Source organism: Gilliamella sp. B2717, from assembly GCF_026536675.1.
GTDB lineage: Bacteria > Pseudomonadota > Gammaproteobacteria > Enterobacterales > Orbaceae > Gilliamella > Gilliamella apicola_I.
On record NZ_JAFNNQ010000019.1, the window covers coordinates 37,102 to 51,062 of the forward strand.

The following is a 13,961-nucleotide window of genomic DNA, read 5'->3' on the forward strand; positions in this document are numbered from 1 at the left end:
TACATAGATATTAGAGATTTCTCGAAAATTAGAAATAGATAAATGATTATTATATACGGTTTGTATTTTATCTCTATTTTGTTATTTAGTTAAACTAATACAATCCGCATAATCACTCATTTTTAATCAGGAACAAAATTATTGATATTATAAAAGACGATATGATAGCCATTACCTATGTTTAACGTTATTTTTTTATAGGTAAATTCAACAAACAGGCTTTGTAATGAGTGAAAATCACGCTCTTTTTTAGATAAAAATTGTGTTGCATATTCAATATATTCAGGGCAACAATCCTTATATTTTTCTGGGTTATCAATTATTTCATTTTGATAGAACTGTTTTTGAACCAAATAAGACTCTTTTCGGATCTCATCAAAATATTTTTCTTGGCAAATGGCTTCTAGCTGTGATGTGGTTTTAATCGCTGTTGATAAAATAAATTTACCTTTATTGTTATGCAACAGTATATCTTCTTTAAAATAAAATGGTAAAAATTCAATAGTTCGTATACCATCAATTAAGTCTTGAGAAACCCCATATTCTATTTCACCAGTTAATAGAAAATCTTGATCCTTATTATCTATAAATTCAATTTGCAGATCATCTATACCCAGATACAGCTTTTTAATGATAAAAAGCGTCTTCCCTTTTTGTACCAGTGAAAAGTCTTCTTGGTTTAATCCTTTTAATGTTAATTTTTTATTGCCTAACTGAATTAAAACAGGATCATGGTCTAACGCAATGACTTTGCTATAGTTTATGTTTGTTTTTTCCTCTTTATGCGCATAACCACAAGAAGTCAAAAAGCTAATGAGTAAAAGTATAGCTATCGTTTTCATTATTTTCCTAATTGAATAGTAGTATGTATAAAATCTATATTAAATCCCCAATGTCCATGAGCATAATGATTTTGGACACCTAAGCTTATACCGGCAAACTCTGCCAAACTTGTCGCATAGTTAGATCTGAATCCATATTCAAAAGTAATTTGGTAAATAGTCGCATTTTTATTTCAATCAAAATTTTCTATTTTTCAATTATTTATTATTTCGGTATGGTTAAAAGCTCTTTTAACTCAGTCTCATATAAATCATCAAAATTGTAAATTTTCTTTGAAACAACTTTTCCATTCTTATATTGAGTTACGATTTTATAGTCTTTGCCGAATTCATCGGGATGATAATAGGTGGTTTCGATTAAATCGCCTTTTTCATCGTATGTTTTCCATAATCCTACAGGTATTGTGGTAGCATTATACATATCCATAAACCCTTCACCTTGCTTAACGCCATTTTCAAAGTACATAGTAGTGAGTTTGGGTAATTCTAAAGAGTCAGTAACTATTGTTTCTATAAGATTTATTTGTCCATTAGGATAATAAATAACATATAATACATCTCCTTTTTTAACTTCATCTCTTACATAGCGGATGAATTTTAGTTTTCCATTTGGGTAAAATCCTTGAGCAGAAATGCCGTCTGGTTTATATGATGACATATAATACACAGATTCTAATTGACCGCCTTTAGTATAGTAAGTTTTTATATAATCCGCTGCTTTATTGCCATTGATATAATATTCATACCGTAGAAAACCCTCCGGAGTATTGGATTCTTTAATTCGTACTGAATTTGAAGGAGTGGCTTCTGAAATCTTTTTTTCTTCAATGCGTTGAACACATGCCAAAATGCCAACAAAAAAAATAGACACTATTAGTAATTTTTTCATTTTATTCTTAAAAATGTTTATTAATGTTGATTTCCAACCCTTGAGCAAGTTGCTATGTTACTAAGTCCATATTGTCGTAAATACTTTTTGCATCTTTAGGGTGTGTAATATAATCAAGCTTGATTAAAACTTTATATTTCGTTTGATTTTTTCCCCAAAGAACTCCTACATTATTTCTAGCATCAGGGTGTTTCTTTCCTATATTGACAACAGTATAACAACTAAAAATATTAAGTTGTTATGTTTATTTTTTTATTTATTGTTAACTTACCACCGTTAATATTTATGAGGGTGATAAGCATAATAATTGTTTGTTTACTACACAATATTTAATTCAATTCATCAATTTCTTTATCCACAAATTTGCGTTCGATAAGCTCACCGTCTTTATAGGTTTCTGTGTACAAAAGTTTGCCTTTTTTAGCAGAAGATAGATCAGCAGATCCATCTGGCTTCTCTTGGTAATCTAATTTATAAAATTTCCAAATTCCAATCGGTAACCCTTTATGGTAATTTGCTTCAAGATAAGTATAACGGAGAGGATAAGTATAATAACCATTCGGCTTCTTCAACACCATAAAAACGGTAGGATCATCCTGACAAATAAGAATTTTGGTAAAACATTTAATTACTAGTAATATTATGATTACAATCTTTAATAATTTCATAGTGTCATCCATTTATAATCTTCTTGGATAGATTGAATTTTGCCTTCAACTGTCACCGGACTGTATCTTTATAGCGGAATAGGGTAACAAACCTTTCTTTGTTTAATCACTATTCTTTATATTGAAAAATTTTTGTACAACAATTTAGAAACATCTTGAGTCATTACAGAATGATTTGAATTTAGTCATGTTTATGTTCCTTTAATATCTGAATTAAGTTCAATATATCTACGATTATTGGGTGTAAAATTCAAAATTTTATTTTCCATTAGACTTTTTACTTGTGGAATGGATTTTGCTACGGCAGTTTTCGATGAAAGGTACTAATTATTTGTATACAGGTTATTAAGTAATGTTGTCGTGTAGAATGATTGAATAATTTAGATCATAAACGTTATTTGTCACCAATTATTGTAATAAATCGTTTACAAGTTAATGATGAATTGGTACGATGCGTGCAATTTAAATTTAATTGGTTATTTGTGATTTATGTTTTATCTTATTTTTGTCACGATTGTTTGGTCATTTTCATTCAGTCTTATTGCTGTTTATCTCAGTGGACAAGTTGACTCTTGGTTTGCTGTTGTGATGCGTGTTTTGTTAGCTTTTATTACTTTTATTCCTTTTTTTCGATTTCGTGGTATCCGCTTTAAACAGATGATTCTGTTAATGGGCGTTGGAGCCTGTCAATTGGGGATTATGTACTTTTTTTATTATAATTCCTTTCAGTATATTTCAGTACCTGAAGTCCTTCTTTTTACCATATCAACGCCTATTTATGTCACGATTATTTATGACATATTGCAAGGTCATCGTCTTCGATATAGTTATCTGTTAACGGCTATTATTGCCGTTATTGGTGCAGCTATTATTCGCTATGATCATATTAGTCGTGATTTTATTATTGGATTTTTATTAATTCAGGGCGCAAATGTTGTGTTTGCTTTAGGGCAGGTTGGGTATAAACGAATTATGGAACTTTATCCATTGCCCCAACATCAAGCTTTTGCATGGGTCTATTTAGGGGCTGTGCTTGTTGCTAGTCTTGGCTGGTTATTGTTTGGTGATTATTCAAAATTACCTACAACCAACTTACAGTGGGGTATCATTATTTGGCTTGGTGTGATTGCCTCTGGTTTGTGTTATTTTTTATGGAACTATGGCGCGACTAAAGTGGACTCAGGAACATTAGCGATTATGAATAACGTAGTTATTCCAACAGGCATCTTGGTTAATGTCGTAGTTTGGCATCAATCCATTGACTGGATTCGATTTTCAATTGGAAGTGCGGTGATTGTGTTTGCTTTAATACTTCATCACAAAATAAAACGCCACTCCCCAAAATAAATTAAATAACATTATGTTAAGCCAAATTGTAACATGATGGATAATATCAACGGTGTTGTTATGGATGATAATGCTGTTGATATGAGTAAACTTGATGCAATAGGGCCTTGTAATACCTCAAATTGTCTTGCCATCATATAACAGTTAATCGCAATCGATACTGAGCTTAATAATACAATAACTTGTAATTCCAATACGGGTAATCCTAACAGTTTTCCTGTCACAAATGTAACAATAGGTAGTATTGCCAGTTTTATCATACAGATTGTTGCGGTAATGTGTAATTTGTTCTGGATTTGATATTCGGCCAGCCCCATGCCTAATACAATAAGTGATAAAGGTGCTGTCATGTCACTGACCATTTTTGTAGATTGTTGAATGAATTTAGGTAATGTGATACCCGTATAATTAACCGCAATACCAGCAAAAATCCCTATAATTATAGGGTTTTTGGTGACATTTTTGAATGCTTTAATAAATCCTTTGCTGGAAAGTTTTCCCATTTGTACAAATTCGATCGATACGGTTGCTAGCGTCCATAAAATAAGTGCATTAAAGATGACAATAATCGCAACAATTGGAATTGCACTGTCACCCAGTAGCATTTTTATGATTGGGATACCAACAAATACTGTGTTGGTATAGATTCCCCCCATAGCAAACATCGTACTTTCAGAACCATTTAGGTGAAAACATTTATAGGCGATTAAGCAACCTAAAGCAAAAACAATAAATGAGCTACCGAAGAAAACGAATAATAGTTTCATATCGATTTCAGAATGCTCGGAAAAATGGCTCATAATTTGAAAGAGCATAATCGGAAAAGCGATATAAAAGGTGAATTTGGTTAAACTGTCGGTCACCGTTTTTTGCCAGCGACCTAATTTAACCGCTATATAGCCTAATAAAATAAGAATAAATAGCGGTAATGTTGCGACAAATTGTTGTCCTAACGTCGAAAAAAAAGCCATATGATAATTACTATTTATTGATGTTTACGAATAAAATACCATTCTAACTGCGTCGATTGTTTTGGATCAAATTGATAGCCTTCAAGGTTAAAGCTTTTTATATCATCAGGTTGATTGAGGTTATTTTTGATAATGTAACGACTCATTAATCCTCGTGCTTTTTTGGCATAAAAACTAATTACCTTGAATTCACCTTTACTTTCATCTAAAAAAATAGGTTGGATAATCGTCGCTTTTAATTGTTTTGGTTTAATGGCTTTAAAATACTCATTCGAGGCTAAATTGATTAACGTTGGATTTGCAGTTTTATGAAACTCATTATTTAACTGGTCGGTTAATTTATCTCCCCAAAATTGATATAAATTATTGTTATGACCGTTTTTTAGGCGTATCCCCATTTCTAAACGATAGGGTTGAATAAGGTCAAGGGGGTTGAGTAGACCATAAAGTCCGGATAAGATCCGTAAATGAGATTGAGCAAATTTTAAATCTTCTTCTGAAAAATCGTCGACATGAAGCCCTTCATACACATCACCTTTAAAAGCAAGAATTGCTTGTCTGGCATTTTCAAGATTAAATTCTTTATGCCAATGTTGAAATCGTTCATAATTTACTTCAGCCAATTTTGGACTAATTGACATCAATTTAGCTAAATCGTCGGCGGATAATTTTTTACACTCTTTAATAAGTATCTCAGAATCTTTAATAAATTTAGGTAGTGTGTGTGTTTTCGTGATAAGCGGACTTTGAAAATCGAGGGTCTTGGCAGGAGAAATTATCGTTAGCATAAAGTGATACACCTATTGTAATTTATGTAAATTGAGGGTATTTTACACCTAATCTTGCAAAAAAGGGGTATAAAAATGAATCAAACCAAAAAAGAAATACATGACCTTCGTTCTTGGGCAAAAATTCGTGAAACATCTCTAGAAATTGCAGAAGCCATTTTTGAGTTAGCGCATAATGATGAAAAGCTTGCTGAACAAATTTGGTCAGAAGGTAGTGATGAAGTATTGCCACTTGCCTTTTCTAAAACAAAAGCAGATAGATTGTTTTGGGGTGAACAAACAATCGAGCGTAAAAATATCTAAGTTTTATGAAATTGACTTTTTTAGGCACCAGTGCTGGTTGCCCAACAGCTGAGCGTAATGTGAGTAGTATTATGCTCGATCTTTTGCAAGAACGTGGCAAATTGTGGTTGTTTGATTGTGGTGAAGCCACTCAAATGCAAATGCAAAAAGTTAAATTTAGTCTTGCAAAACTTGAAATGATTTTTTTAACACATTTACATGGTGATCATCTGTTTGGGCTACCAGGGGTATTAACCACGCGTTCTTTAATGCAAAATCAATCCGCTTTAACCTTAATTGCACCTAAAGGAGTGAAGCAATTTATTGAAACGGTTATCGCAATTAGTCACTCTTGGTTAAGTTATCCACTTAATATCATTGAGCTTGAAGAAGACTGTACGGTTTTCGAAGATGAAAAGTTCAAAGTCGAAGCAACATTGTTGCAGCATCGCGTTCCTTGCTTTGGCTATCGTATTATTGAAAAGGATTTACCAGCTAGTTTAGATATCGATAAATTAAAACAAGATAATATCGAAATTGGCGCACACTATGCACTTTTGAAAGCCGGTAAAACTGTTACCTTAGAAGACGGCCGTGTTATTCATGGTAATGATTATTTAGGATCGGTAAGGCAAGGTCGAAAATTGGCAATTTTTGGTGACACGGAGCCATGTCAAGCCTCGATTGCGCTAGCCAAAGATGTTGATTTAATGGTGCATGAGGCGACTCAAGAGCATGCTTTGGAAGAAAAAGCCTTAGAACGAGGGCATTCTACCACTGTTCATGCAGCAACGATTGCTAAATATGCCAATGCCAAGCAACTTATCATGACCCATATCAGCCCAAGATATAGTCTTAAAGATAATGATAAATTACTTAATGAAGCAAGAAGCATATTTGCTAATACGGAAATTGCGAGTGATTTTTCAACGTTTAATATCTAATCCTTTTCGCCGACTGTTTCGGCGAAAAGGATATTTTTTATAAACAAAAATCTTTAATCAAATTTTCGATAGCTATTTTAGTCGGTTTTAAAAAATCCATTGATATAAACTCATCAGGTTGATGTGCTTGTTCAATAGAACCAGGACCTAATACAATGGTTGGTGAAATTTGGTTTAAATAGGGCGCTTCAGTACTGTAGTTTACGGTTTGCGCAGTTTGACCAACTAATTTTTCAACTTGCTGTAAAGCAGGATGATCTTTTTTACATTCATAACCCGGAATTGGGGATACTTCATATTCCACCGAAATACGGTTAGGGTATTTGTCCATGACCGGTTGTAAAGCCTGACAGAGATCATGATAAAGCGAATTAACATCGTTGTTTGGCAATACACGAATATCAATAATTAGTTCGCAACAACCACAAATACGGTTTGCTGCATCGCCCCCATGAATGACCCCAAGATTAAGCGTCGGATAGGGAACAGTAAAACCGTCATTATGATATCGTTCTTTAAACTGTTGTTTAAGTTTTAACAATTGTGCGATAGCTAAATGCATGACTTCAATCGCATTTATTCCTTTGTCTGGATCACTTGAATGACCAGACTTACCAATGACTTTGATTGAGTTGGAAATAAAGCCTTTGTGCGCACGTATCGGTATTAATGATGTTGGTTCACCAATGATTGTACAATCGGGTTGTAAGTGAGTATTTTTAGCAAAAAATGATGCTCCAGCCATGGTGGTTTCTTCATCAGCGGTAGCAAGAACATAAATAGGTTTAGTTAGTTTGGTTAGATCAATATCACGTAAGGCATCAAGTATAAAAGCAAAAAAACCTTTCATGTCTGCTGTGCCTAATCCATATAACTTGTTGTTTTCTTCCGTTAATTTGAAAGGATCTTTAGTCCATTGTCCTTCATCAAAAGGCACTGTGTCAGTATGGCCGCTAAGCAGTAATCCACCTTGTGTCTGGTTTTCATTATTTGAATAAGTCGCTAATAAATTAAATTTACCGCGAGTATTCGGTACGGGCTGTATTTCAATTTTGAAACCTAACTCTTCAAACCAGTTTGCTAATTTGTCTATTAAAGGTTTGTTTGAAAAATCGAGTTTTTCATTGGTTACATTGCTGATTGTTGGGGTTGATATCAGTTCACTATAAAGCGTTAAAAAAGAGGGCAGTGCCATACAAAATCACCTTAAATTGCTAATTAAATTAAATCCATTAATAAGATGATAAGCATATCACTTACTGTAAGATTTGCCTATGACTAACGCTTATGTTTCACGCCGTTTTTAATCTGCATGACTAATTTAGTAGTGACTCATTATGACCAGCAAACATTAATTTGGTGTGATCAATTGATAAAGATTCACTGATTTTCAATTTTTTAACATTTCTTGCGTTTATTTTGTATGCTGATTTTATTTGTAAAAAACATTTGTTATTATTTGATCATTACTAAATAGCATATAACGATTCAATATTTCGTTAAGCTTGATTATAAATTAATTATCTTGAACAAGGCATGAGTTATGAAACAAATAAGCAAAAAATGGATTATTATCACCGTCGTTATACTTGCTATTATTTTTATTGCATGGCAGCAACTAAAAACGGATGGATATGGTGCGGATTTTACTAGTGGAAATGGGCGTATTGAGGCAACCGAAATCAATATTTCTGCAAAATTAGCAGGTCGAATTGAAAAAATTAATGTGAATGAAGGGGATTTTGTTAAGGCAGGGCAACCACTCGTTGTAATGCAAACTGATACGTTGCAAGCCAAATTGAACGAAGCTCAAGCCCAATACCTTCAAGCCATCAGTAATGAGGCAAGTGCTAAAGCACAAGTTTCTTTAAAAATGAGTGATAAAATTGCGGCTTTAGCCGGTGTTACTCAGCGTGAAAGTGACTTAGATATCGCTTCAAAACATCTTCAACGAACAACCACCCTTTATCAAAAAGGGGCTTTATCCATTCAACAATTTGATGATGATACCGCTAAATTCAATAGCGCTAAAGCAGCATTAGATTCCGCTCAATCACAAGTGACAGCAGCGGATGCCGCAATAGAAGTTGCACAAGCTGGCGTGGAAAGTGCTAAATCAGCCATTAATGTTGCTGATGCCAATATCAGACAAATCCAAGCCGATATTGATGACAGTACACTCGTTGCACCTGTCGATGGTCGTATCCAATATCGTATTGCTCAATTAGGTGAAGTGATGCCTTCTGGTGGTAAAGTGCTAAATCTAGTTAATTTGTATGACGTTTATTTAACCTTCTTTTTACCCGAAACTGTAGCGGGCAAAGTAGCCATTGGTGACGAAGTTAGATTGATTTTAGATGCGTTACCTGACAAAGCCATTTCAGCTAAAATTTCGTTTGTTTCGAGTGTTGCACAGTTCACCCCTAAAACGGTTGAAACGAAAGATGAACGCCAAAAATTGATGTTTAGAGTGAAAGCACAACTCGATCCTGAATTATTAAAATGTTTTATCAATCAAGTAAAAACGGGTTTACCAGGTGTAGCATGGGTGAGATTAAACCCGAATACTTCTTGGCCAGCTGATTTATCTGATGTAGCCAAATGTCCAACTAAATAATTGGAGATAGCATATGTCAGAATCAGACAATAAGGATTTAGCTTTATTAACAGAAGCTAAATCTATTGATGATGCAGTGGTTAAAATTAGCGATGTTTCACTGCATTATAAAAAAAATTGTGCGCTGGATAACATTAGTTTAACTATTCCACCAAGGTGCATGGTGGGATTAATTGGGCCAGATGGGGTTGGTAAATCAAGTTTGCTGTCTTTGATTGCGGGTGCACATGTTATTCAAGAAGGTTTAGTTTATGTTTTAGATGGCGATATGCGAGATAAGTCACATCGTAAAGCGGTGTGTACTCGTATTGCTTACATGCCACAAGGATTAGGTAAAAATCTTTATCCGACATTATCTGTCGAGGAAAATCTTCAATTTTTTGCTCGTTTATTTGGTAATGATGCCGCAGAGCGTCGACGTCGCATTGACGAATTAACAAAAAGTACTGGGCTGTATCCCTTTTTATCAAGACCAGCAGGGCGACTATCTGGCGGTATGAAACAAAAAGTCAGTTTATGTTCTGCTTTGATTCATGATCCTGATTTACTGATTCTTGATGAACCCACCACGGGGGTCGATCCCCTTTCCCGAGCACAATTTTGGCAATTAATTAATAAAATTCGGCAGCAAAGACCACAAATGAGTGTTATTGTGGCAACAGCTTATATGGATGAAGCACAAAACTTTGATTGGCTTGTTGCAATGTATGGCGGTAAGATTTTAGAAACCGGCACACCTAAATCATTATTAAGCCAAACAGGAAAAGATAATTTAGACGATGCCTTTATTCAGTTGATGCCAGAAAGTGCCAAACAAGGCTATCAAGCCGTTGAAATTCCACCTTTGGATGTAAATAACAATCTACAAACAGCGATAGAAGCGAAAGGGCTAACTAAGCAATTTGGTGATTTTATTGCAGTCGATCATGTTAATTTTTCGATTAAACAAGGCGAGATTTTTGGCTTTTTAGGGTCAAACGGTTGTGGTAAATCAACAACCATGAAGATGTTAACTGGCTTATTACCTATTTCGTCTGGTGAAGCGTGGTTATTTGGTAAACCTGTTGATGCCAATGATATTAATACCAGACGGCATTTAGGTTATATGTCTCAAGCTTTTTCTTTGTACAGTGAATTGACTGTTGAGCAAAACTTAGTGCTACATGCACGTTTATTTGGCATTGAAGAAAGTAAAATACCTGAACGTGTTTCTGAACTTCTTAAACGGTTTGGATTAGAGCAAGATGCTCAAAATCTACCTGATAGCTTACCTTTAGGGGTTAAACAGCGTTTATCTTTATCGGTCGCCGTTGTGCACAACCCAGAAATATTAATTTTAGATGAACCGACATCGGGCGTTGATCCGATTGCTCGAGATGACTTTTGGCGTTTGATCATCGAATTATCCCGTAAAGATAAAGTAACGGTTTTTATTACTACCCATTTTATGAATGAAGCCGCAAGATGTGACAGAATTTCTTTAATGCATGCGGGGAAAGTGTTGGCAAGTGATACTCCCGATAATATTATTGCATCGAAAAACGCGTCGACTTTAGAAGATGCCTTCATCCGCTATCTAGTTGATGCAGGTGCTGACGATAGCGATGCACAACAAAAATCGACCGAAGCTTCAGTTACCGCTGACAAATCCCAAACAGTCATCCCACCAGCGAATCATCTTCAAGGATTTAGTTTAACTCGGATGATTGGTTGTTTATGGCGTGAAACACTTGAACTGTCTCGAGATCCTTTACGAGCGATGTTGGCATTAATGGGGTCAGCTATCTTGATGCTCGTTATGGGTTATGGGATTACGCTAGATGTCGAAAATTTACGTTTTGCCGTGCTAGATCGTGACCAAAGTGAAATCAGTCAAAACTATACGCTTAATTTGTCTGGTTCCAAACGTTACTTTGTTGAAAGGCCACCTATAACGGATTATGCCGATATGGATGCCCGTTTACGAAGTAATGATATTGCGTTAGCGATTGAAATTCCACCTAATTTTGGACGAGATATTCAACGTGGTGATTCCGTTGATATTGGTGTTTGGATAGATGGTGCCATGCCACTACGAGCAGAAACCATTAAAGGCTATGTACAAGGTATGCACCTTGCTTGGCTAAGTCAAAAAGTTAAAGAAATGTCGGGAAAAGATTCAACCAGTTTGGCGAATATTGAGACGCGGTATCGATATAATCCTGATGTAAAAAGCTTACCGTCAATGGTACCGGCGGTTATTCCTATTTTATTATTAATGATTCCCTCCATGCTGGCTGCTTTATCGGTTGTCCGTGAAAAAGAGATGGGATCGATTATTAATTTATATGTTACCCCTGTAACGCGTGCTGAATTTTTATTAGGTAAACAAGTACCTTATATTATTATTTCTATGTTTAGTTTTTTGCTGTTGCTGTTTATGGCGATTACTATTTTTGGCGTGCCAATCAAAGGCAGTTTATTTACCTTGTGTCTGGCTGCTTTAGCTTATTGTATTATTTCAACGGGACTTGGGCTGTTGGCGTCAACAATTACACGTAGTCAAATTGCAGTGATATTTTTAACCTGTGTCGGCACTATGTTACCTGCTATTCAGTTTTCGGGTTTACTCAATCCTGTGGCTTCATTGGAGGGGAGTGGGCGTTATATCGGTGAAGTTTATCCGACAACACATATGCTAATCATTGCACGAGGTGTATTTAATAAAGCACTGGGTTTTAATGATTTACACAATTCTTTATTCGCATTATTAGTCACTATTCCTGTTGTGCTGTGCGCCAGTATTTTTCTTCTTAAAAAACAGGAAGGGTAGTTATGAAGCAAAGCTTAATTAATATTTATCGATTAGGTATTAAGGAATTATGGGGACTATTACGCGATCCTATCATGCTTCTGTTAATAGGTTACTGTTTTACGTTTGATATTTATATTGCCGCTACAGCAACATCTGACTCGCTTCATCATGCCTCAATAGCGGTGGTTGATGAAGATGATTCACCGTTATCAAGACAAATTGTTGCGGCTTTTTATCCACCGATGTTTAATCAACCTGTAAAATTATATTCAATGGATGAGGTGGATCGAGGCATGGATACCGATAGTTATACCTTTGCTTTAAATATTCCGCCTAATTTTCAGCGTGATGTGTTGAACAATCAAAGTCCTGAAATTCAATTAAATATCGATGCGACTCGAATGGGGCAAGCTTTTGTAGGGAATGGTTATATCACACAAATCATCACGGGTGAAGTGACAGAGTATGTTAATCGTTATAGCAAAGCAACGGATTTACCTGTCAATATTCAAGTTCATACCTCATTTAATCCGAATTTAACTCGCTCTTGGTTTGGCTCGGTAATGGAAATCATTAATATTGTGACGACGTTATCCATTATTTTAACCGGAGCTGCATTAATGCGAGAACGTGAACATGGCACTATTGATCATCTGCTTTCCATGCCTGTCACACCGTTTCAAATAATGATATCTAAGGTATGGTCAATGGGATTAGTGGTGTTAATCTCAACTTGGGTGGCATTACTATTGGTGGTAAAAAGCTGGCTTAATGTTCCAATTAATGGCTCAATTACGTTATTTTTGATTGGAGCCGCTTTACATTTATTTGTGACAACGTCACTCGGGATCTTTATGGCAACCATAGCCAAATCAACGGCACAATTTGCCATGTTGTTAATTTTAATTTTATTACCGTTACAAATGTTGTCCGGTGGTAGTACACCAAGGGAAAGTATGCCTGAAGTAGTACAAAATATTATGATGATTGCCCCAACAACGCATTTTGTCGAATTAGGGCAAGCCATACTATATCGTGGTGCAGGGTTGAGTGTTGTGTGGACATCCTATGTATGGTTAATTGGAATTGGATCGGTCTTTTTCTTTATAGCATTAAGACGTTTCCGTAGCTCAATTGTTAATATGGGATCGTAAGTCATTTGCTATATGCTGATAAACCATAACCAATCGATTGATTTTTAATGAGTTGGTTATGGTTTATTATTTTTTTAATTTAATTGCCTTCATCTTCTATAATGGTCATTATCATCTTGAATCAATCATATTACTTAAACCGATTAGTGAATAAAATTGCAATCTTCGTTTATTGAGCTAACTTAATGTTTGTCATTAATATTGGGTTGTTACGCCAAATATTTTCATAATTTTATAAATATGAATGATTTTGTCACTAAAATGAATGTAAATGTCATTTCTTTTATATCAGTTATTGTTAAAATTTACCGTAAATTTAGCCAGCTACAAGTGTTAAATCCTAATAAACATAATGGGTTAAGATTAACAGTTGTGGCAATGTTATTTTCTTGAGTAGTAAATAAATTAATGCTTGTGTTTGTCATTTAAGACTGTTGTATGAAAATTTAATGGTTTTCATATGATGAAATTCAGCGCTATTTCGTTAATTTAATTTTAGTGGTCTTGTTGTCGCTAAAAGTGTTCACAAATTTTCAGGCAAAGTCACGAAATAAGTAAAGGCTGTCTTATTTTTGTTTTGAATTAAGGCTGATTCAACCTTAATTCCTGTATGTCTATCTATCAAGATAGATATTAAAATCTTTAAAGTTCCACCATTTATTCAA

Annotated in this window: 12 protein-coding genes; 6 read left to right on the forward strand and 6 right to left on the reverse strand. The window is 34.7% G+C overall.

All coding sequences use genetic code 11. The annotated features are described in order from the left end of the window. Nucleotides 1-122: 122 nt before the first annotated feature. The 3 genes from J3U35_RS03965 to J3U35_RS03975 form a co-directional block, all read right to left on the reverse strand. Nucleotides 123-842, reverse strand: a complete 720-nt coding sequence (locus tag J3U35_RS03965; RefSeq protein ID WP_267359719.1) for a hypothetical protein — start codon at nucleotides 840-842, stop codon at nucleotides 123-125. A 205-nt stretch (nucleotides 843-1,047) separates the two neighbouring features. Further along, complete coding sequence (locus J3U35_RS03970) at nucleotides 1,048-1,731, reverse strand: toxin-antitoxin system YwqK family antitoxin (protein WP_267350884.1); 684 nt, start codon at nucleotides 1,729-1,731, stop codon at nucleotides 1,048-1,050. A 329-nt stretch (nucleotides 1,732-2,060) separates the two neighbouring features. Beyond that, the gene (locus J3U35_RS03975; protein WP_267350886.1) at nucleotides 2,061-2,399 is read right to left on the reverse strand and encodes a hypothetical protein; all 339 of its coding nucleotides are present in this window, start codon (nucleotides 2,397-2,399) and stop codon (nucleotides 2,061-2,063) included. 489 nt (nucleotides 2,400-2,888) lie between these two features. Here J3U35_RS03975 and J3U35_RS03980 point away from each other — a divergent pair, with 489 nt between their 5' ends. Continuing rightward, nucleotides 2,889-3,746 (forward strand): carboxylate/amino acid/amine transporter, encoded by an 858-nt coding sequence (locus tag J3U35_RS03980; protein WP_267350887.1) that lies wholly within the window; start codon nucleotides 2,889-2,891, stop codon nucleotides 3,744-3,746. 11 nt (nucleotides 3,747-3,757) lie between these two features. On the opposite strand, the gene J3U35_RS03985 is transcribed toward J3U35_RS03980, so the two are convergent. Together J3U35_RS03985 and yaaA are read right to left on the reverse strand one after the other, a co-directional pair. Continuing rightward, on the reverse strand, nucleotides 3,758-4,717 hold the full coding sequence (locus tag J3U35_RS03985; RefSeq protein ID WP_267359721.1) for an AEC family transporter: 960 nt from the start codon (nucleotides 4,715-4,717) through the stop codon (nucleotides 3,758-3,760). Between the two features lie 14 nt (nucleotides 4,718-4,731). Beyond that, the gene (gene yaaA / locus J3U35_RS03990; RefSeq protein ID WP_267350891.1) at nucleotides 4,732-5,505 is read right to left on the reverse strand and encodes a peroxide stress protein YaaA; all 774 of its coding nucleotides are present in this window, start codon (nucleotides 5,503-5,505) and stop codon (nucleotides 4,732-4,734) included. 75 nt (nucleotides 5,506-5,580) lie between these two features. Between yaaA and J3U35_RS03995 the strand changes: the two genes are divergently transcribed. Both J3U35_RS03995 and rnz read left to right on the forward strand, forming a co-directional pair. After that, the gene (locus J3U35_RS03995; RefSeq protein WP_220217224.1) at nucleotides 5,581-5,808 is read left to right on the forward strand and encodes a YccJ family protein; all 228 of its coding nucleotides are present in this window, start codon (nucleotides 5,581-5,583) and stop codon (nucleotides 5,806-5,808) included. A 5-nt stretch (nucleotides 5,809-5,813) separates the two neighbouring features. Next, complete coding sequence (gene rnz, locus J3U35_RS04000) at nucleotides 5,814-6,731, forward strand: ribonuclease Z (RefSeq protein WP_267350893.1); 918 nt, start codon at nucleotides 5,814-5,816, stop codon at nucleotides 6,729-6,731. Nucleotides 6,732-6,768: 37 nt separating this feature from the next. On the opposite strand, the gene argE is transcribed toward rnz, so the two are convergent. After that, a complete protein-coding gene (gene argE / locus J3U35_RS04005) occupies nucleotides 6,769-7,926 on the reverse strand; it encodes an acetylornithine deacetylase (RefSeq protein WP_267350894.1) in 1,158 nt (385 codons plus the stop codon). Nucleotides 7,927-8,274: 348 nt separating this feature from the next. Here argE and J3U35_RS04010 point away from each other — a divergent pair, with 348 nt between their 5' ends. From J3U35_RS04010 to J3U35_RS04020, 3 genes are read left to right on the forward strand one after another with little or no spacing between them, the layout of a single operon-like run. Then, nucleotides 8,275-9,348, forward strand: a complete 1,074-nt coding sequence (locus J3U35_RS04010; protein ID WP_267350896.1) for an HlyD family secretion protein — start codon at nucleotides 8,275-8,277, stop codon at nucleotides 9,346-9,348. Between the two features lie 13 nt (nucleotides 9,349-9,361). Further along, complete coding sequence (gene rbbA / locus J3U35_RS04015; RefSeq protein WP_267359723.1) at nucleotides 9,362-12,160, forward strand: ribosome-associated ATPase/putative transporter RbbA; 2,799 nt, start codon at nucleotides 9,362-9,364, stop codon at nucleotides 12,158-12,160. Between the two features lie 2 nt (nucleotides 12,161-12,162). Next, on the forward strand, nucleotides 12,163-13,296 hold the full coding sequence (locus tag J3U35_RS04020) for an ABC transporter permease (protein WP_267350900.1): 1,134 nt from the start codon (nucleotides 12,163-12,165) through the stop codon (nucleotides 13,294-13,296). The last annotated feature ends 665 nt before the right edge of the window (nucleotides 13,297-13,961 follow it).

Coding starts and splice junctions, on each gene's coding strand:
- J3U35_RS03965 (WP_267359719.1), bottom strand. CDS start 842: ATGAAAACGATAGCTATACTTTTACTCATTAGCTTTTTGACTTCTTGT.
- J3U35_RS03970 (WP_267350884.1), bottom strand. CDS start 1,731: ATGAAAAAATTACTAATAGTGTCTATTTTTTTTGTTGGCATTTTGGCA.
- J3U35_RS03975 (WP_267350886.1), bottom strand. CDS start 2,399: ATGAAATTATTAAAGATTGTAATCATAATATTACTAGTAATTAAATGT.
- J3U35_RS03980 (WP_267350887.1), top strand. CDS start 2,889: ATGTTTTATCTTATTTTTGTCACGATTGTTTGGTCATTTTCATTCAGT.
- J3U35_RS03985 (WP_267359721.1), bottom strand. CDS start 4,717: ATGGCTTTTTTTTCGACGTTAGGACAACAATTTGTCGCAACATTACCG.
- yaaA (WP_267350891.1), bottom strand. CDS start 5,505: ATGCTAACGATAATTTCTCCTGCCAAGACCCTCGATTTTCAAAGTCCG.
- J3U35_RS03995 (WP_220217224.1), top strand. CDS start 5,581: ATGAATCAAACCAAAAAAGAAATACATGACCTTCGTTCTTGGGCAAAA.
- rnz (WP_267350893.1), top strand. CDS start 5,814: ATGAAATTGACTTTTTTAGGCACCAGTGCTGGTTGCCCAACAGCTGAG.
- argE (WP_267350894.1), bottom strand. CDS start 7,926: ATGGCACTGCCCTCTTTTTTAACGCTTTATAGTGAACTGATATCAACC.
- J3U35_RS04010 (WP_267350896.1), top strand. CDS start 8,275: ATGAAACAAATAAGCAAAAAATGGATTATTATCACCGTCGTTATACTT.
- rbbA (WP_267359723.1), top strand. CDS start 9,362: ATGTCAGAATCAGACAATAAGGATTTAGCTTTATTAACAGAAGCTAAA.
- J3U35_RS04020 (WP_267350900.1), top strand. CDS start 12,163: ATGAAGCAAAGCTTAATTAATATTTATCGATTAGGTATTAAGGAATTA.